Source organism: Hoeflea sp. CAU 1731 (assembly GCF_039888615.1).
Lineage (GTDB): Bacteria > Pseudomonadota > Alphaproteobacteria > Rhizobiales > Rhizobiaceae > Flavimaribacter.
On sequence record NZ_JBDQQS010000014.1, the window covers coordinates 124,520 to 142,266 of the forward strand.

At 61.4% G+C, this 17,747-nt stretch carries 17 protein-coding genes and 1 tRNA gene; 9 read left to right on the forward strand and 9 right to left on the reverse strand.

The features are described 5' to 3' along the window. Positions 1 to 11 precede the first annotated feature (11 nt). The 4 genes from ubiE (at position 12) to AAFN47_RS20950 (ending at position 4,838) form a co-directional block, all read left to right on the forward strand. Positions 12 to 788 carry a bifunctional demethylmenaquinone methyltransferase/2-methoxy-6-polyprenyl-1,4-benzoquinol methylase UbiE gene (gene ubiE, locus AAFN47_RS20935; protein ID WP_499811200.1) on the forward strand — a complete coding sequence of 259 codons (777 nt, stop codon included), beginning with the start codon at positions 12 to 14 and terminating at the stop codon, positions 786 to 788. A 22-nt stretch (positions 789 to 810) separates the two neighbouring features. Further along, a complete protein-coding gene (ubiB, locus tag AAFN47_RS20940) occupies positions 811 to 2,382 on the forward strand; it encodes a 2-polyprenylphenol 6-hydroxylase (RefSeq protein WP_499811201.1) in 1,572 nt (523 codons plus the stop codon). Between the two features lie 50 nt (positions 2,383 to 2,432). Then, positions 2,433 to 3,827, forward strand: a complete 1,395-nt coding sequence (gene coaBC, locus AAFN47_RS20945) for a bifunctional phosphopantothenoylcysteine decarboxylase/phosphopantothenate--cysteine ligase CoaBC (protein ID WP_499811202.1) — start codon at positions 2,433 to 2,435, stop codon at positions 3,825 to 3,827. 108 nt (positions 3,828 to 3,935) lie between these two features. Then, entirely contained in the window at positions 3,936 to 4,838 is a 903-nt protein-coding gene (locus AAFN47_RS20950; RefSeq protein ID WP_499811203.1) for a pirin family protein, read from the forward strand. Positions 4,839 to 4,876: 38 nt separating this feature from the next. Here the strand turns inward: AAFN47_RS20950 and AAFN47_RS20955 are convergent, their stop codons facing one another. Then, positions 4,877 to 5,950, reverse strand: a complete 1,074-nt coding sequence (locus tag AAFN47_RS20955) for a DUF2855 family protein (protein WP_499811204.1) — start codon at positions 5,948 to 5,950, stop codon at positions 4,877 to 4,879. Positions 5,951 to 5,977: 27 nt separating this feature from the next. Beyond that, positions 5,978 to 7,567 (reverse strand): peptide chain release factor 3, encoded by a 1,590-nt coding sequence (locus tag AAFN47_RS20960; protein ID WP_499811205.1) that lies wholly within the window; start codon positions 7,565 to 7,567, stop codon positions 5,978 to 5,980. Positions 7,568 to 7,691: 124 nt separating this feature from the next. Here AAFN47_RS20960 and dut point away from each other — a divergent pair, with 124 nt between their 5' ends. Beyond that, positions 7,692 to 8,153 (forward strand): dUTP diphosphatase, encoded by a 462-nt coding sequence (gene dut, locus AAFN47_RS20965; RefSeq protein WP_499811206.1) that lies wholly within the window; start codon positions 7,692 to 7,694, stop codon positions 8,151 to 8,153. Between the two features lie 6 nt (positions 8,154 to 8,159). On the opposite strand, the gene AAFN47_RS20970 is transcribed toward dut, so the two are convergent. Further along, positions 8,160 to 8,636 carry a GFA family protein gene (locus AAFN47_RS20970; protein ID WP_499811207.1) on the reverse strand — a complete coding sequence of 159 codons (477 nt, stop codon included), beginning with the start codon at positions 8,634 to 8,636 and terminating at the stop codon, positions 8,160 to 8,162. Positions 8,637 to 8,868: 232 nt separating this feature from the next. On the opposite strand from AAFN47_RS20970, the gene AAFN47_RS20975 reads away from it, so the two are divergent. After that, positions 8,869 to 9,126 (forward strand): YjhX family toxin, encoded by a 258-nt coding sequence (locus AAFN47_RS20975; RefSeq protein ID WP_499811208.1) that lies wholly within the window; start codon positions 8,869 to 8,871, stop codon positions 9,124 to 9,126. Positions 9,127 to 9,161: 35 nt separating this feature from the next. Here the strand turns inward: AAFN47_RS20975 and AAFN47_RS20980 are convergent, their stop codons facing one another. Then, positions 9,162 to 9,878, reverse strand: a complete 717-nt coding sequence (locus AAFN47_RS20980; RefSeq protein ID WP_499811209.1) for a glycine-rich domain-containing protein — start codon at positions 9,876 to 9,878, stop codon at positions 9,162 to 9,164. Positions 9,879 to 9,958: 80 nt separating this feature from the next. Beyond that, positions 9,959 to 11,488 (reverse strand): YifB family Mg chelatase-like AAA ATPase, encoded by a 1,530-nt coding sequence (locus AAFN47_RS20985; protein ID WP_499811210.1) that lies wholly within the window; start codon positions 11,486 to 11,488, stop codon positions 9,959 to 9,961. A 199-nt stretch (positions 11,489 to 11,687) separates the two neighbouring features. Here AAFN47_RS20985 and AAFN47_RS20990 point away from each other — a divergent pair, with 199 nt between their 5' ends. Further along, on the forward strand, positions 11,688 to 12,314 hold the full coding sequence (locus AAFN47_RS20990) for a ribonuclease D (RefSeq protein ID WP_499811222.1): 627 nt from the start codon (positions 11,688 to 11,690) through the stop codon (positions 12,312 to 12,314). Positions 12,315 to 12,334: 20 nt separating this feature from the next. On the opposite strand, the gene AAFN47_RS20995 is transcribed toward AAFN47_RS20990, so the two are convergent. The 4 genes from AAFN47_RS20995 to aroA all read right to left on the reverse strand — a co-directional run bounded on the left by AAFN47_RS20995 (position 12,335) and on the right by aroA (position 16,628). Beyond that, the gene (locus tag AAFN47_RS20995; RefSeq protein ID WP_499811211.1) at positions 12,335 to 12,679 is read right to left on the reverse strand and encodes a DUF6665 family protein; all 345 of its coding nucleotides are present in this window, start codon (positions 12,677 to 12,679) and stop codon (positions 12,335 to 12,337) included. 93 nt (positions 12,680 to 12,772) lie between these two features. Then, complete coding sequence (rpsA, locus tag AAFN47_RS21000) at positions 12,773 to 14,476, reverse strand: 30S ribosomal protein S1 (RefSeq protein ID WP_499811212.1); 1,704 nt, start codon at positions 14,474 to 14,476, stop codon at positions 12,773 to 12,775. Between the two features lie 142 nt (positions 14,477 to 14,618). Continuing rightward, positions 14,619 to 15,257, reverse strand: coding sequence for a (d)CMP kinase (cmk, locus tag AAFN47_RS21005; protein ID WP_499811213.1), 639 nt, complete (start codon positions 15,255 to 15,257; stop codon positions 14,619 to 14,621). A gap of 3 nt (positions 15,258 to 15,260) precedes the next feature. Beyond that, a complete protein-coding gene (aroA, locus tag AAFN47_RS21010; RefSeq protein ID WP_499811223.1) occupies positions 15,261 to 16,628 on the reverse strand; it encodes a 3-phosphoshikimate 1-carboxyvinyltransferase in 1,368 nt (455 codons plus the stop codon). Positions 16,629 to 17,004: 376 nt separating this feature from the next. Here aroA and AAFN47_RS21015 point away from each other — a divergent pair, with 376 nt between their 5' ends. Further along, positions 17,005 to 17,436, forward strand: coding sequence for a TIGR02300 family protein (locus tag AAFN47_RS21015; RefSeq protein ID WP_499811214.1), 432 nt, complete (start codon positions 17,005 to 17,007; stop codon positions 17,434 to 17,436). Positions 17,437 to 17,539: 103 nt separating this feature from the next. Continuing rightward, positions 17,540 to 17,615, forward strand: a tRNA-Ala gene (locus tag AAFN47_RS21020). The last annotated feature ends 132 nt before the right edge of the window (positions 17,616 to 17,747 follow it).

Consider the following 17,747-nt stretch of genomic DNA (forward strand, 5'->3'; position numbering starts at 1 on the left):
GGAGTAGAGACATGTCCGAGACTCGTGTGTCCAGCGCGGACGGGATGGAAACCTCATACGGTTTCACCGAGGTTGAGCAGGGCGGCAAGCAGGGGCTTGTCGACGAAGTGTTCCACGGCGTGGCGCGGCGCTATGACATCATGAACGACGCCATGTCGGGCGGAATGCATCGTCTGTGGAAAGACGCAATGGTCACCGCGCTCAATCCGCCGAAGCGGCCGGATTATGCGGTTCTGGACGTGGCCGGCGGAACCGGCGACATCGCCTTCCGCATTGTCGAAGCCTCCGGCCGCCAGGCACACGCGACGGTGCTGGACATCAACGGCTCGATGCTGCAGGTCGGCCGCGAACGCGCCGAAAAGCAGCGTCTCGACGGATGCGTCGATTTCGTCGAGGCCAATGCGGAGGATCTGCCGTTCGAGAATGGTCGTTTCGACGCCTATACGATCGCATTTGGCATCCGCAACGTGCCGGACATCCCCAAGGCGCTTTCAGAAGCCTATCGGGTCCTGAAACGAGGCGGCCGGTTCCTGTGTCTTGAATTTTCGGAGGTTGACGCGCCGATGCTCGACAGGCTCTACGACGCGTGGTCCTTCAACGCCATACCGCGGCTCGGGCGCATGATCACCGGCGATTCGGAACCCTACCAGTACCTGGTGGAATCGATCCGCAAATTTCCGAACCAGAAGGATTTTGCGACGACGATCGAACAGGCCGGCTTTTCCCGCGTGAAATGGACCAACTACACAGGCGGCATCGCGGCGCTACATTCCGGCTGGAAACTTTGAACGCGGCAGAGGTTCGATCCCGTTGAACAATCTCCTTGCCTATACGCGGCTCCTGCGGGCCGGCTGGGTAATGGCCCGCGAGGGCGTGGTCGCCGCCCTGCCTTCGGAAGGTCTGCAAGGCCCGGCGCGCCTTGGCTATCGCATCGCGGCCGCGCTCGCCCGACCCGCCTCGAAATCGCGCGACCGGGCGCAGCGTCTCGGCCAGGCCGTGGATCGCCTCGGACCGTCCTATGTTAAACTCTGCCAATTTCTGGCGACCCGTCCGGATGTGGTCGGCGATGCGCTGGCGGCGGATCTGTCGCTGCTGCAGGACCGCATGGATACTTTCCCCCAGGAAGCGGCGAAGGCGAGGATCGAGGCGTCGATCGGTAGATCTGTCGAAGATCTTTATTTGAGCTTCGGGGAACCAATCGCCGCAGCCTCTATCGCACAGGTGCACCCGGCGGAGACCGCGGACGAGAACGGCGTGCGGAAAGTCGCGGTCAAGGTGGTGCGGCCGGGCGTGCGGCAGCGGTTCCGCAATGACCTGGAAACCTTCTATCTGGTCGCGCAACTCGCCGAGAGACTGATTCCCTCCGCGCGCCGCCTCAGACCTGTGGAGATTGCGCGCACGCTCGACCAGACCACAAAGATTGAAATGGATCTGCGGCTGGAAGCGGCGGCGCTTTCGGAAATCGCCGACAACACGGTCGACGACCCCGGCTTTCGCGTGCCGAAAGTCGACTGGGAGAGGACAGGCCGCGATTGCGTGACCATGGAATGGGTCGACGGGATCAAGATCTACGAACTGGAAAAACTCCGCGCTGCCGGCCTTGACACAGTCAGGCTCTCGGAGACGCTTATCCAGTCCTTTCTCCGACACACGCTGCGCGACGGTTTCTTCCACGCCGACATGCACCAGGGCAACCTGTTCGTCGATGCGAAGGGCGACATCGTCGCCGTCGACATGGGCATTGTCGGCAGACTGGGCAAGAAGGAACGGCGGTTTCTGGCCGAGATCCTCTACGGCTTCATAAAACGCGACTATCGACGCGTGGCGGAAGTACATTTCGAGGCGGGCTATGTTCCAGCCCATCACGACATGGCGAGTTTCGCGCAGGCGATCCGCGCGATCGGAGAACCGATCCACGGCCAGTCGGCCGATACAATCTCCATGGCGAAACTGCTGACGCTGCTTTTCGAGGTCACGGAATTGTTCGACATGCAGACGCGGCCCGAGCTCATCATGCTGCAAAAAACGATGGTAGTGGTCGAAGGCGTGTCGCGGATGCTCAATCCGAATTTCAACATGTGGAAGGCGTCCGAGCCCGTGGTGGGAGACTGGATCCGCCACAATCTCGGACCGGCGCGCGTGGCGACGGATCTGCGCGACGGTCTGAGCGCCGCGCTTCGGCTTGCCGAACAGGCGCCGGAGCTTGCCGAAAGGGCAAGGCGCCTTTCCGAGGAAATAGACCAGATGGGCAGGAACGGCCTGCGTTTCGACGACGAGACCGCACAGGCCATCGGAAAAGCCGAAGCGCGGCATACGCGGTCCGGCCGTATCGCGCTTTGGGTGATTGCATTGATGGCAATCATCATTGCTTTCCAGATGTAAACTGATATCAATGATATCATATTGACCGGCGATCCGAAGGAATATGCGGTATGGCCAGCATCACCATTCGCAATCTCGACGAGGCGACGAAACAGGCCCTGCGCGAACGCGCCGCCCGCAACGGCCGATCCATGGAAGAAGAGGCGCGCCATCTGATCCGCGCAGCAGGCGAGGCCGAGACGGCTGCGCCACCGACCGAAGCGTCCGTTACCCCGGCTCCCGCGGCCAGCGGCGCGCTTGCCGGCAAACGCATATTGCTGGTCATGACCGGCGGCGTCGCCGTCTACAAATCACTGGATCTGATCAGGCGGTTGCGCGAACGCGGCGCGTCGGTGCGACCAGTCATGACGAAGGCGGCGCAGGAATTCGTGACGAGCCTCGCTGTCGGCGCGCTTGCCGCCGACAAGGTGTTCACCGATCTTTTTTCGCGCGAGGACGAACATGATATCGGCCATATCAGGCTGGCGCGCGAATGCGACATGATCCTGATCGCGCCGGCGACGGCCGATTTTCTCGGCAAGATGGCGCTTGGACTGGCCGACGATCTGGCCTCGGCGATTGCGCTCGCGGCCCACGCGCCTATTCTTGCCGCGCCGGCGATGAACCCGGCCATGTGGTCGAACCCAGCGGTCAGGCGCAACGTCGAAGTCCTGAAGCAGGACGGCGTCGCCTTCATCGGACCGATGCGCGGCGAGATGGCGGAAAGCGGCGAGGCCGGAACCGGCCGCATGGCGGAGCCGCTGGAGATTGCCGCCGCCTGTGAGAAGCTGCTCGACGACCGGCCGAAGCCGCTTGCAGGCAAAACGGCCATCGTCACCTCCGGACCAACGCACGAACCCATCGATCCGGTTCGCTACATCGCCAATCGTTCCTCCGGCAAGCAGGGTCATGCAATCGCCGCCGCGCTGGCCGAGCTTGGCGCATCGGTGACGCTGGTCTCCGGCCCGGTTACAATTCCGGATCCTGTTGGCGTCGAAACGATGCATGTGGAAAGCGCTCGCGAGATGCTTGAGGCAGTCACCAACCATCTGCCTGTCGATATCGCAGTCATGGTCGCGGCCGTCGCCGACTGGCGGGTAGACGGACAGTCCGACCAAAAGATCAAGAAGGCGCCGGGAGAAAGCCCGCCCCCTCTCATGCTGACTGAAAACCCGGACATACTGAAGACGGTCGGTCATCACGACAAGCGGCCGCGCCTTGTTGTCGGATTTGCGGCCGAAACGCAGAATCTCGAGGAGAACGCCCGCGGCAAGCTCAAACGCAAGGGCGCCGACTGGATCGTCGCCAATGACGTGTCGCCCGAAACAGGGATTATGGGCGGCGACCGCAACCGTGTGCGCATCGTCAGCCATGACGGCGTCGAGGACTGGGAGGACATGGACAAGCAGGCCGTCGCTCGGCGGCTCGCCCAAAAGATCGCAACGGATGTGGATGCGTCGCGGTGAAACGATCCCAGCTGACCGTTTACCCTGAGTGAACAGTCAGTTCTTTGTCCGCCACGCACAAGAAAGCCGCATCGTTGTTATATTGGCCGCAACAAAGGAGACAGGCTCATGTCAATCCGTCCGGTCAAGCAGACCCTTTCCGCCCAGAAGACGATGGAAGGCGCAGGCGTTGAACTGTACCGCGCCTTCGGCTTCAAGGATCCGCACATGGCGGACCCGTTTCTGCTGTTCGACGATTTCCGCAACGACAGTCCCGACAAGTACATGGCGGGATTTCCCTGGCACCCGCATCGCGGGATCGAGACGATCACCTATGTGCTGGCCGGAACCGTCGACCATGGCGACAGCCTCGGCAATACGGGCTCGCTCGGCGCCGGCGACGTGCAATGGATGACCGCCGGCAGCGGGATCATGCACCAGGAAATGCCGAAGGGCGACGCAAAAGGCCAGATGCACGGTTTTCAGCTCTGGGCGAACCTCCCCTCCTCGCTGAAGATGACAGCGCCGCGCTACCAGGATATCGGCGCCTCCGATATTCCCGAAGTGATTGACGATGACGGCACGGTCGTGCGCGTCGTCTGCGGATCGTTCTGGGGCAAGTCGGGGCCTGTCGACGGGATCGCCGCCGACCCGGTCTATCTCGACGTGTCGATTCCGCCAAACAAGCGCAAGACGCTGCCGGTGGACACCTACGCCTCGGCCTTCGCCTATATCTTCGCAGGCTCCGGCACATTCGCTTCGGCCTCGAAGCCGTTCGGCGTCTTGACCGAAAAGGAAATCGACGGCGAGGAAATATTTCTGCGCGACCAGACCGGCAACCGCACGCTGGTGCTTTTCGACACCGGCGACGAGGTGACGGTTCAGGCCGGAGACGAAGGCGTCCGCTTTCTGCTCGTCTCGGGCAAGCCGATCCGCGAACCCGTCGCCTGGCATGGCCCGATCGTCATGAACACGCGCGACGAACTAATCCAGGCCGTGCGCGAGTTGCAGGCAGGCTCGTTCATCAAGTAACGCGATGCGCCCTTGCCCGTCATCCCGGGCGAGGGCTATCAAAGCTCGACGATAATGCCGATGTCGGGCGCTACATTCCCTGCGCGCAGTTCGTCGAAGACTGGAACCGCCGCAGAAAGACCTTCCAGTTTTTCAAGTTTCAACCATTCACGGCTTTGGACAGCCGCGCGCTCCCAGAATGTATTTGTCCGACTCTCGAATTCGCCCGGTCCCAATTCGCCGGCGCGCTTCTTGATGTGTCCCGGCGCAAAGAACATGGAACTGCGTTCGCGGATGAAATCCGGCCCCATCCGGTTGTCGTCCCAATGGGACAGGCCGACATTGGAGCAGAAGCGCATATTGTCGCCCAGACGCCGGTGCAGCGCCGAGAGCACCGGACCCGATCCGGACATATCGACGATCACCGACGGCGCGTCCGGAACCGAGGCGATCTGCCCATAATCGAGCACTGTGTCGTAGATACCGAGACTTTCGACGAAAGCCCGGTTGCGCCGCGACGTCAGGCCAAGTGCCGGCAGGCCGCCCGCATCTTCCTTGACGGCGTAGGCAAGCCCGATCGCGGTCTTTCCCGAGGCGCTGACGATGATAAGCCGCTCGGCGCCGAACCAGCCATTGTCGACGAGAAAATCATGCAGGCAGAAGGAAGTCGCATAGAGCGGATGCAGCAGCATGCGCTCATTGTCGAGATCGCGGCTGGCGCCGGCCGGCATCCGCGCATAGGAATTGTAGACCGGCGGCAAATCGGCGCGATGCGCCACGCCATCGATCATGCGGCTGTCCGAGACGCGCGTCGGCCGCATGACGAGTTCTTCGGCCATCGGGAAATAACCGTAGATCCTGTCGCCGACTGAAACGTCCGGCGCGTTGGACTCGACAATCTCCGCAAAACCCCAGACCGGGATGACGCCCCAGCCGCCATCGGCGTTGTCCGCCGCCTCGAAGAACTTCCAGTAGCCGATCTTTTCGCCGACGACGCCGTAGGTGACATTGTTGGCGGTCAGCGCAAACCGCTCGACGCGGACGCGGATTTCGCCTTCTGCAAGGGGCCGCGCCGCGGCCTCCACAAGACGGCAACTCGACAAATCATCCTTGCGGACCTGAAACTGCTGCATGATCACTCTCCTCCCTGGCGTTGCGGATCAAGCCGCCTTGACGGCATGATACTCCTTCACATGCCCGAATTTTATGTCGGGCCATCGTTCGCTCTCGTAATTCAGCGAGAAACTGTCGGATGCGAGAAACACCGGGTCGCCGTCGAGATCGCGGGCGATGTCGCCGCGTTTGGCGCTGATGAACTTCTCCAGATCGGCGCGGCGATCGGCCGAAATCCAGCGGCAGACATTGAACCGCGCCGCCTCGAACGAGACCGGCAGGCCGTATTCGCTCTTCAGTCGCTCCTTAAGCACGTCCAGTTGCAGGGCGCCGATGACGCCGACAATGGCGGGCGATCCGTCTTCCGGCGAAAACAGTTGCACGACGCCTTCCTCCGCCATCTGCTGCAGGGCTTCCTTCAGCTTCTTCGCTTTCATTGCGTCTTCCAGACGCACGCGGCGCAGGATTTCCGGCGCAAAGTTCGGCACCCCCTGGAAAACGATGTTCTCGCCCTCCGTCAGCGTGTCGCCGATGCGCAGCGTGCCGTGATTGGGAATGCCGACCACGTCACCGGCATAGGCGTCGTCCGCCAGTTGTCGCTGATGCGCGAAAAAGAACTGCGGCGCCGACAGACCGAGCGACTTGCCGGTGCGTGACAGGCGCGCCTTCATGCCGCGCTTGAGCTTGCCCGAACACACGCGCACGAAGGCGATACGGTCACGGTGGTTCGGGTCCATGTTCGCCTGGATCTTGAATACGAAGGCCGTCATGTCGCTGTCGGTGGCCTTTACCAACCGCGTATCGGCCTGTTGGGCGCGCGGCGCCGGCGCATAGGCGCCGAGCGCGTTGATCAGGTCGCGCACCCCGTAGTTTCGCAGCGCCGAGCCGAAGAAGACCGGCGTCAGATGGCCTTCCAGAAAAGCTTCAACGTCGAAAGGCTTGCAGGCTTCACGCGCAAGATTGACCTCCTCGACGAAGGCCTCGCGATCGTTTTCCGGCAAAAGGCCGGCCGCGCTGTCGGACTCCGGCCCGTTGACCGGAGTTCTCCTGTCTTCGGAATCCAGACGGCGCACGGCGTTGTCGGCCAGATGATAGGTGCCGGAAAAGGTGCGCCCCTGTCCGATCGGCCATGTGACGGGCGCGGTGTCGAGCGCCAGCTTGTCCTCGATCTCGTCGAGGATCTCGAAAGGATCGCGCGCCTCGCGGTCCATCTTGTTGACGAAGGTGACGATCGGGATATCGCGCAGCCGGCAGACCTCGAACAGCTTCAGCGTGCGTGGTTCGATGCCCTTGGCGGCGTCGATGACCATGATCGCGGCGTCGACCGCGGTCAGGGTGCGGTAGGTGTCGTCGGCGAAATCTTCGTGGCCGGGCGTGTCGAGAAGATTGTAGACGTGGTCGCCATATTCGAACGTCATCACGGAGGTGACGACGGAAATGCCGCGCTCGCGTTCGATCTTCATCCAGTCGGAGCGCGAATGCATGCGGTCCTTCTTGGCCTTCACCTCGCCGGCAAGCTGGATCGCGCCGCCAAAGAGCAGAAGCTTCTCGGTGAGCGTCGTCTTGCCCGCATCCGGGTGGGAAATGATCGCAAAGGTTCGGCGGCGGGCCACCGCCTGTTCGAGACTTTCGGGCATGTAGTTCAAAGAATCCTGTTGAATTGCGCGTCTTCTAGCGCTCAGCGCCGCCACATGCAATTGACCTCGCGCGTAGCAGGCAAGACAAGGGTCGGCGACCGGACTGAAGATAGGGATTTGACTGATGACTTCCAACGTTACGCTTGGACTGGTGCGCCTGCCGCATGGCGAGGGCCTTGCCCTACCGGCCTATGAAACTGCGGGCGCGGCCGGCATGGACCTGCGCGCCGCCATGCCCGAAGGCGAGACGATGACGATTGCGGCGGGCGAGCGGGCGTTGGCGCCGACCGGCTTCGTCTTCGAGATCCCCGCTGGTTACGAGGGCCAGGTGCGGCCGCGTTCTGGCCTTGCACTGAAATACGGCGTCACCTGCCTCAACACACCCGGCACCATCGACAGCGACTATCGCGGCGAGGTGAAGGTGTTGCTCGTCAATCTGGGGGACGAAGATTTCGTGATCGAACGCGGCATGCGCATCGCCCAGATGATTGTGGCGCCGGTGACCCAGGTCGCGGTTGAAGAGCGGTCGCTTGCCGGCGCGACAGAACGCGGCGCCGGCGGCTTCGGTTCGACGGGGCGGAGTTGAATAGCGTCAGTCTTTGCTCAGGAGACCATGCCGTTTGTGCCAGTCTTCCAGCGATTCCGGTGGATAGCCCTCTCTTTGCCCGTCGTTCGTTCCGGCCTCGACGCAGACCCAGTTGGCTTTGGAACCCAGCATGATGTGTTCGCTTTCCGGCGCTTGCGGAAGCGGCGTGTCGATGGCGCTGGCGAACGGATGGACGAGATCCGGCCAGGAGGGATCGAATACCCAGAGCGCCGAACCGCATTTCGAGCAGAAGCGCCGCTCGCCGCTGCTCGTTGCGCCGTCGAGCACCGCATGGAACACCGTAATATTCTCGTCGCCTTCGACCTCGAGCGTATCGGCTTTCGCGCCGAGATTGATCGCGTATCCTCCGCCGCCGGCGGTCTTGCGGCAAATCGAGCAGTAGCAGCGCATGTAGGGCGCCGGCGCATAGGCCTTGACCCGAAAATGCACGGCGCCGCAATAACAGGATCCTTCGAGTTGCATGGCTGTCTCCTCTGACACGACCGGATTTGACGAAGTAAACAGCAGCCTTCTTGCGCATTCAACCGCATTGGCGTAAACGGCGATCGTCCAGTTACGGAGTTTTAATGCGCGGACGCAAAGAGTCCCGGTAAAGCCCGGTCAGTGGAATGACCGGGCAGGTTTGCGAACGCTGCCGCAGGCGAAATAGCCCGCGGCGGGCGAAACGCAACGCGCAAAAATTACGGACATTTCAATGGATATCTCCAGACAGGAGCAGCGGGTGCTACACCTGCTCGCCCAGGGCGGCTGCATCGCCGTGGAAAAGGACGACCGCGGCCATATCGTCGAGGCCCGATGCATGACCCGCGAGGGCTGGATGTTTTCCGGCTGCTCGCTTTCGCTTTTCAGAAAACTGAAGCGACGGCGCACCATCGCCTCGAAAGGCGGCGGGCCTTACCGGATCACCGAACTCGGGCTTGCCCGCGTCCGGTCCCAGCCGGACAACCGGTAGGCTACACGTCCCGCTGGCCTTTTTGGCTGGCGGGACTAACCTCCACCCCCGCCGCAGCCGCCACCGCCGCCGCAGCCACCTCCATCGCCGCCGCCGGCAGCTCCAGCATCGCCCATACCTCCAAAGCCGCCGTCCACTCCAAAAAAGGTGGTAGTGGATCCAGCAACACCGGCGCGCTCGACCACAAGACCGCCGGCGCGCAAGCTCTCGCTATCCAAATCATAGTTGATTCCGTTCGGGATCTGGAGCTTGCCATCAAGAGCAAAGAGCAAAGGAAGCATCGCCGGTTTCAGCGGATCAATATTTGCGTCCCTGCAGCACTCTAACCAGACCCGGCGCAGACCCTCGTTGCTCTTTTGATACTCAGGCGCGAGAACAGCAGCAGGTGCATGGTGTAGAAAACGGCCAAAAGCCTTCTTGCAGAAATTCTGATAGGCGCGGGTATAGAGTATGAATTCGTGCCAGAGATCATCCGCCGCCTGTGAAGGCATCGCAACATATTGTCGGCCGCTCTTGAGGTAAGCGCGGAAGAACTGCTTGAGGCCCTTAGATATCCGTTCCGTATCATTCGCGGATAGATGCGGATGCCACGTTGCCAGTTTTTCGATTAATCCATCCGGCCATTCGTAGTTATCGATGTAGGCCAGTCTTCTGCGTAGTGTTATTCGAAAGTAAAGCCGGTATCCAGCGGACAATAAAATATATGCGACATAAACAGCTACGGCGGCAACAATCCATTCGACCCAGCTCATTCCGAAAATATCCGATCCGAATAACTATCCCTGATTGCAGGACATACTAGACAAACGCTGAAGAAATGCGCAAGCGCGGGTTAAGCCGCCACGGCCACCTCACCCGAAAGCCGGTACGAGATCGCCTCGGCGATATGGATGCGTCCGACCGTCTCGACGCCCTCTAGATCGGCGAGCGTGCGCGCAACTTTCAGAATGCGGTGATAGGCGCGCGCGGAGAATTTCAGCTTCTCGGCCGCATTCTGCAACAGCGCCGCACCGCCGGGATCCGGTTGCGCGATCGTCTCGATCAATGCAGTGGGGCATTGTGCGTTGGCGGTGACGCCTGGATGGCCGAGTTCAAGGAAACGCTGCTTCTGCCGCGCGCGCGCCGACGCGACCCGGGCTGCGACGACAGTGCTCGGCTCACTCACACCGGGCTTGATCAGATCCGCCGCGGTGACCGCCGGCACGTCGATGCGCAGATCGATCCGGTCCATGAGCGGGCCGGAAATGCGCGCCTGATAATCCGTCCGGCAGCGCGGGCCCCGGGCGCAGACATGACCGGGCTCGCCCGCCATGCCGCAACGGCACGGATTCATGGCTGCGACAAGCTGTATCTGCGCCGGATAGCTGACGTGATGGTTGGCGCGCGCAATGATGCATTCGCCGCTTTCCAGCGGTTGCCGCAGGGAATCCAGCACCTGAGGCGTGAATTCCGGAAACTCGTCAAGAAACAGAACGCCGTGATGGGCGAGCGACACTTCGCCGGGTTTCGCGCGGAAACCGCCGCCGACCATCGCGGCCATCGAGGCGGAGTGATGCGGCGCGCGGAATGGCCGCCTGTCCGACAGCCGGCCGCCTGGCAATTGCCCGGCGATCGAGTGGACCATCGAGACTTCCAGCAATTCGGCCGGAGACAGCGGCGGCAGGATGGAAGGCAGGCGGGCCGCGAGCATGGACTTGCCCGAACCTGGCGGGCCAGACATCAAGAGGTTGTGAGCGCCGGCGGCGGCGACCTCCAATGTGCGCCGCGCAGATTCCTGCCCCTTGATGTCAGCGAGATCGGGCAGGGTGTCCGGTGACTGGCGCATCGCCGGCTCCGGCTTTGAGAGAACCTGAACGCCTTTGAAATGATTGGCCATCGCGATCAGGCTGCGCGGTGCGAGGATGTCGAGATCGGCGCTCGCCCATGCGGCTTCCGGACCGCAGGCTTCGGGACAGATCAGACCCTTGCCGCGCGCATTTGCGCCGATCGCCGCAGGCAACACGCCTGCGACCGGGGCCAGCGTTCCATCGAGAAACAGTTCTCCGAGGATCACGTAATCGGAAAGCATGTCCGGTGGAATGACGCCGAGAACGGTCATCAGGCCAAGGGCGATCGGCAGGTCGAAATGGCTTCCTTCCTTCGGCAAGTCAGCCGGCGCCAGATTGACGGTGATTTTCTTCGCCGGAAGCGCCATGCCCGACGCATGGAGCGCCGCCTGCACCCGCTCACGGCTTTCGGCCACCGCCTTGTCCGGCAGACCGACGATATGCATATTGATCTTGCCGGGAGAAACCATGACCTGCACGTCGACCGGATCGGCGCTGATACCCTGAAAGGAAACGGTACTGACACGCGCGACCATAGGCGTACTCCGGTATCGACAAATGCAATTTATAAGCGATTATGCATCGACACTACACGCGCTTTGCACTCAAGACAAGAACAGAATAAGAACAAAGAATTCTGGCCGCCACTCGACGTCCGCGCTGGCTGGACAGGCTGGCGGCAAGACAATAAGCAAGGTCTGCGATGCGACTCGCAGAATGAATTTGACCTCGGGAATTGACATGACCATCCGGCTGCACAAAGGCGATATCGCCGAAAAGGACGCGGAACGCTACACGGGCGACATAGCGATCGACACCGAGACGCTCGGCCTCAAACCACATCGCGACCGGCTGTGTGTGGTGCAGCTGTCACCCGGCGACGGCAGCGCAGACGTGATCCAGATCGCCAGGGGACAGAAGAAAGCGCCCAATCTGGCCGGGCTACTCAGGGATCGCAAGAAAACAAAGATCTTTCACTTCGGACGCTTCGACATCGCCGTGCTCTATCATACGTTCGGCGTGACCTGCGCGCCCGTATTCTGCACCAAAATCGCATCGCGTCTGACCCGCACCTACACGGACCGGCACGGCCTGAAGGACAATCTGCGCGAATTGCTGGAAATCGATATCTCCAAACAGCAGCAGTCTTCGGACTGGGCGGCGGAGACGTTGACGAGCGCACAGCTCGACTATGCGGCTTCCGACGTGCTGCACCTGCACGCCTTACGCGACAGACTGCAGGAGCGCCTCGACCGCGACGGCCGCAGCGCGACGGCCGAGGCCTGTTTCAAGTTTCTGCCGACGAGGGCCAAACTCGACCTGATGGGCTGGGACGAAACCGATATCTTCGCCCACAGCTGAATCTGCAGTCCGTCAATCGACTACGATTTCGTTCTGATCCCCACGCGGGCCAGAACCTCGCCCGGAATACGGTAGCGCCTGACGAGAATGCGCTGGGAAGCGAGGCCTGACAGCTCGTGCTGGATGAACAGCGCCCAGGCAGCGTCCGCCGCCTTCTGCACCAGCCCGGAGCGTTTGTGCTTGTCCGGTTTGTCCCCTTCGACTGTTTGCGCATCGTGGTTTCTCAGATCGAGAAGCGCCTTTTCCAGCATCCGGCCCGCTTCGCCAAGCGCAGAGGCGCGCTCCTGCATGACTTCGTAGTCTAGAACCGCGAGGCCGGTCTTGCCACGGCTGAGACCGGAGAGATTGGGTGGGCGAACGCTCATGCGCCAGAGGATAGAGCGCGTAATTCAAAAAGAAACAAAAAAGACCCGCGGCGTTTCCGCCGCGGGCCTCGATTTTCAGATCGAACAGTAAAATCAGCTGTCGTCGTTCTGCTTCTTCAGGGCTGCGCCCAGAATGTCGCCGAGCGACGCGCCGCTGTCGGACGAACCGAACTGAGCGACGGCTTCCTTCTCCTCGGCGATTTCCAGCGCCTTGATGGACAGCGTGATCCTGCGATCCTTCTTGGAGAAGTTGGTGACGCGGGCGTCGATTATCTGACCGACCGAGAACCGTTCCGGACGCTGCTCGTCGCGGTCGCGCGACAGATCCGAACGGCGGATGAAGCTCGAGAGGTCTTCATGATCGACGAGCTTGATCTCGATGCCGCCATCATTGACAGCGGTCACCTCCGCGGAGACGACGGCGTTCTTGCGCAGACCGCCGCTAGCGGCTGCTTCACCGATGGCGTCCTTGCCGAGCTGCTTGATGCCGAGAGAGATACGCTCTTTCTCAACATCCACATCGAGCACGACAGCCTTGACGACGTCGCCCTTGTTGTACTCCTCGATGACCTGCTCGCCGGGACGATTCCAGTCGAGATCCGACAGATGGACCATGCCGTCGACATCGCCTTCGAGGCCGATGAACAGGCCGAACTCGGTCTTGTTCTTGACCTCGCCTTCGACGACAGCGCCGGAGGTGTGGTTCTGAGCGAAGACTTCCCAAGGATTGTCGAGGGTCTGTTTGAGACCGAGGGAGATGCGGCGCTTGGCCGGATCGACCTCAAGGACGACAACCTCGACTTCCTGGCTCGTCGACAGAATTTTGCCGGGATGGACGTTCTTCTTGGTCCAGGACATTTCCGAGATGTGGATGAGGCCTTCGATGCCCGGCTCCAGTTCGACGAACGCGCCGTAGTCGGTGATGTTCGTGACCGTTCCCTGGATCTTCTTGCCTTCCGGATACTTGACGCCAATGCCTTCCCACGGATCGGTCTCGAGCTGCTTCATGCCGAGCGAGATACGATGGGTTTCCTGGTTGATGCGAACGATCTGGATCTTGACAGTCTGGCCGATCGACAGAATTTCCGTCGGATGATTGACGCGACGCCATGCCATGTCGGTGACATGCAGCAGGCCGTCGATGCCGCCGAGATCGACGAAGGCGCCGTAGTCGGTGATGTTCTTGACGACACCCTCGACAACCTGACCTTCTTCGAGGTTCTGGACAATTTCAGAACGCTGTTCCGCGCGGCTCTCTTCAAGAACGGTGCGGCGCGATACGACGATATTGCCGCGGCGCTTGTCCATCTTGAGGATTTCGAACGGCTGCGGATTGTGCATCAGCGGGGTGACGTCGCGGATCGGGCGGATATCCACCTGCGAACGCGGCAGAAACGCCACGGCGCCGTCGAGATCGACTGTAAAGCCGCCCTTGACCTGGTTGAATATGACGCCTTCGACGCGCTCGTTCTTCTCGAATTTGGCTTCGAGACGAACCCAGCTTTCCTCGCGACGGGCCTTCTCGCGCGACAGAACGGCTTCGCCAAGCGCGTTTTCGATACGCTCGACATAGACTTCGACTTCGTCGCCGGGCTTCAGCGCACCGTCTTTCGACTTGGCGCCGAATTCCTTCAGCGGAACGCGACCTTCGACCTTCAGGCCGACGTCGACGACTGCGACGTCTTTTTCAATAGCAGTGATGATGCCCTTGGTGACATAGCCTTCAGCCAGGTCATGCTCGGCAAATGATTCCTCGAGGAGGGACGCAAAGTCCTCCTTGGTGGGTATGGATGTCATAGAAACTCCTGGTACGTCCGCAACAGCTTCAATGTGCTTCGTCCGGACAGGCGCCGATGGCTGGTGTTGCATTGACCTTCAGAACCGTCCGGTCATATCGACCAAAATCGGCGCATGGACAGTCTGAAAGTATCGGTTATCCTCAGTTTTTCGCGGCGATCGCCTTTTCAATCAGGCATTGAGCCGCCGCGAACGCCGTTTCTATATCCATTTCGGTCGTATCTAGCAAGTGGGCATCATGCGCCAGCCTCATCGGGGAATCCGCGCGTTCGGAGTCCCGCGCGTCCCGGCGGCGCAGATCGGCGAGCACGGCGTCATAGGTTGCAGCGTCGCCCTTCGCTGCCATTTCCGAGTGCCGACGCCCGGCCCGAACGGCGTCGGAGGCGGTGATGTAGAACTTGATGTCTGCATCCGGACAGATCACGGTGCCGATATCCCGGCCGTCAAGAACCGCGCCGGGTCGCTTGCGGGCAAACTGCTGCTGCGCCCTTTTGAGCGCCGCGCGCACTTTCGACATGACAGCGACCCTGGAGGCGGCTTCGCCCACCTCGTGCGCCGAGAGCACGTCGCGGTCCAACCCGGAAAGATCGAGGTTTTCAGCCAGATCGGCCGCCGCCTCCTCGTCGTCGAGCGGCGCCCCGGCGTCCAGCATTGCGCGCGCGACGGCGCGATAGGTCAGACCGGTGTCGAGGTGATGAAACCCGTATTGCGCGGCGATGCGACGGGCGAGCGTGCCCTTGCCGGAAGCGGCCGGACCATCGATCGCAACGACGAACGACACGCCTCAGGCCGCCCTGTCGACGGTTTCGATGACGGCTCCGAGGTCCGACATCAGATCCATATATTCGGGGAAGCTGGTGGCGATCATCGTGGAGTCGTCAATGGTGACCGGCCGTTCGCTGGCGAACCCCATCACCGTGAAGGCCATGGCGATCCTGTGATCGAGATGCGTGGCCACCGCCGGGCTGGAGGCCGACGCGCCCAATCCCTTGCCGCCCGGAACGCCATCGACGGTCAACCAGTCCGGCCCTTCCTCGCATACAACACCGTTGAGTTTCAGCCCCGCGGCGACGGCGGCGAGCCGGTCCGATTCCTTGACCCGCAGTTCCTCGACGCCCTCCATCACCGTGCGGCCTTCAGCGAAGGCGGCGGCGATTGCAAGCACCGGATACTCGTCGATCATGGAAGGCGCGCGTTCAGCCGGCACGCGCACGCCCTTCAGGTCCGACGCCCTGACTCGCAGATCGGCGACGTCCTCACCGCCCGCCTGGCGCGGATCGATGATCTCTATATCGGCGCCCATTTCCAGGAGCGTGGTGAGCAAACCGGTGCGCGTGGGGTTCATCAGCACGTTTTCTATTGTGACGTCGGAGCCAGGCGCCAGCAGCGCCGCGACGAGCGGGAAGGCCGTGGACGACGGGTCGCCCGGCACGTCGATCACCTGACCGCACAACGCGCCCTGTCCCTGAAGGCTGATCGTGCGCACGCCGTCAAGCGCCGTATCCACCTCGAGCTCCGCGCCGAAACCAATCAGCATCTTTTCCGTGTGGTCGCGCGTCATCACCGGTTCGACGACGGTGGTCACGCCCGGCGCATTCAATCCGGCCAGTAGAACCGCCGATTTGACCTGCGCGGAAGCCATCGGCACACGATAGGTGATCGGCCGGGCGATGCGCGGCCCCCGCAGCGTGACAGGAAGGCGATCGCCCTCTTCCGCCTCCACCTGGGTTCCCATCAGCCGCAACGGATCAAGCACGCGGCCCATGGGGCGGGTTCTCAATGAGGCGTCGCCGGTAAAGGTCGCAGAGAATCCGTAGGTTCCGACCAGACCCATTGTCAGGCGCACGCCGGTTCCGGCGTTGCCGAAATCAAGCGGCGTTTCCGGCTCGAGCAGATATCCATTGCCGACGCCATTGATGATCCAGACGTCGTCCTGCTTGCGCAAGACGGCGCCCATGGCCTGCATGGCGCGACCGGTGGCGAGAATATCATCGCCCTCAAGCAGACCGGTAATGCGGGTTTCACCGGCGGCGAGACCGCCGAACATCAACGACCGATGCGAGATCGACTTGTCGCCCGGTATGCGTATCGCGCCTTTCAGCGGCCCGGACCTGCGCGCGGTCGCGGGTTTGGCCTCAACTTTAGTGGTCATCATCGCAAGGTTGTTTCTCGTCCCGGATGCAGCGCCGCCAAAAGCGACGCCCTCAAACGCCGCGTTCCTTAACACAGCGATTTCGGCGGGTCATCCATCCGGCGGAAAAACCGTGCGGTTTTTTCGATTAGGGCTTTGACAGAGGCGGCCAAGATGGTTATGGGAGCGCGCACGTTCGAGTAATCGGCAGTCCGGCGCTGTAACCGAAAAGACAAATTCGGAAGGCGGCCGGCAGACGGGGACTGAAGAACAGGCCGGGGGCCCGACGGAATATTGACAATGATTCCGTTCGTGCTTCCTTATGGATCATCGCATTCGGTCATGCACAATCCTTCGGTCCGCCTACCGGCGACGGAATCGAAAAGAGGCTTTCGCAGTGTCAAAACCTGAACGAGGAACAAAGCGCATCTGTCCGGAAACAGGGCGCAAATTCTACGATCTCAATCGCGATCCGATCGTATCGCCCTATACCGGCAAATCCTATCCGGTGACGTTCTTCGACAGCGGCGATCAGACATCGGACGAGATCGAGGAAAAGAAAGCCGAGGTCGAAACCGAAGAAACGGAAGCCGACGACAGCGAAGTCGAGATGGTGACGCTGGAGGATGCGGACGACGAAGCTTCCGGTGATTCCAGCGCGAGTTCCAGTAGCGATGGCGACGATGACGATAACGACGACGCAGTCGAACTGGATGACGATGTCGATCTGGGCGACGATGACGACGACGCCTTCCTCGAAACAGACGAGGACGAAGACGACGACGTTTCCGACATCATCAATGTTTCCGACGACGACGAGGAAACCTAATACAACGGCCGCGCGGCAATTTCAGGCCGCCTCTGCATTTTGAACTTGATCTCCGCCTCCGGCGGACTTAGATAGCCGGATCGGCGACGTTCCGGCCGAAATTGGGGCCATAGCTCAGTTGGGAGAGCGCTTGCATGGCATGCAAGAGGTCAGGGGTTCGACTCCCCTTGGCTCCACCAAATTCACTTGGTCCATTCTTGTCACATGGTTTACATTTGATACCGGAGAGATGGTTTACACTTTCTCCGGTGCGAATGGGTTTTGTGCCGGTTCGACACGGTCCTCCTTGTTGTCGAAGAAGCCCAGATCAT

What these genes read in the sequence shown, in the direction of transcription:
- ubiE (WP_499811200.1), top strand. Translation starts at nt 12, where the DNA reads ATGTCCGAGACTCGTGTGTCCAGCGCGGACGGGATGGAAACCTCATAC.
- coaBC (WP_499811202.1), top strand. Translation starts at nt 2,433, where the DNA reads ATGGCCAGCATCACCATTCGCAATCTCGACGAGGCGACGAAACAGGCC.
- AAFN47_RS20950 (WP_499811203.1), top strand. Translation starts at nt 3,936, where the DNA reads ATGTCAATCCGTCCGGTCAAGCAGACCCTTTCCGCCCAGAAGACGATG.
- AAFN47_RS20955 (WP_499811204.1), bottom strand. Translation starts at nt 5,950, where the DNA reads ATGCAGCAGTTTCAGGTCCGCAAGGATGATTTGTCGAGTTGCCGTCTT.
- AAFN47_RS20960 (WP_499811205.1), bottom strand. Translation starts at nt 7,567, where the DNA reads ATGCCCGAAAGTCTCGAACAGGCGGTGGCCCGCCGCCGAACCTTTGCG.
- dut (WP_499811206.1), top strand. Translation starts at nt 7,692, where the DNA reads ATGACTTCCAACGTTACGCTTGGACTGGTGCGCCTGCCGCATGGCGAG.
- AAFN47_RS20970 (WP_499811207.1), bottom strand. Translation starts at nt 8,636, where the DNA reads ATGCAACTCGAAGGATCCTGTTATTGCGGCGCCGTGCATTTTCGGGTC.
- AAFN47_RS20975 (WP_499811208.1), top strand. Translation starts at nt 8,869, where the DNA reads ATGGATATCTCCAGACAGGAGCAGCGGGTGCTACACCTGCTCGCCCAG.
- AAFN47_RS20980 (WP_499811209.1), bottom strand. Translation starts at nt 9,878, where the DNA reads ATGAGCTGGGTCGAATGGATTGTTGCCGCCGTAGCTGTTTATGTCGCA.
- AAFN47_RS20985 (WP_499811210.1), bottom strand. Translation starts at nt 11,488, where the DNA reads ATGGTCGCGCGTGTCAGTACCGTTTCCTTTCAGGGTATCAGCGCCGAT.
- AAFN47_RS20995 (WP_499811211.1), bottom strand. Translation starts at nt 12,679, where the DNA reads ATGAGCGTTCGCCCACCCAATCTCTCCGGTCTCAGCCGTGGCAAGACC.
- rpsA (WP_499811212.1), bottom strand. Translation starts at nt 14,476, where the DNA reads ATGACATCCATACCCACCAAGGAGGACTTTGCGTCCCTCCTCGAGGAA.
- aroA (WP_499811223.1), bottom strand. Translation starts at nt 16,628, where the DNA reads ATGACCACTAAAGTTGAGGCCAAACCCGCGACCGCGCGCAGGTCCGGG.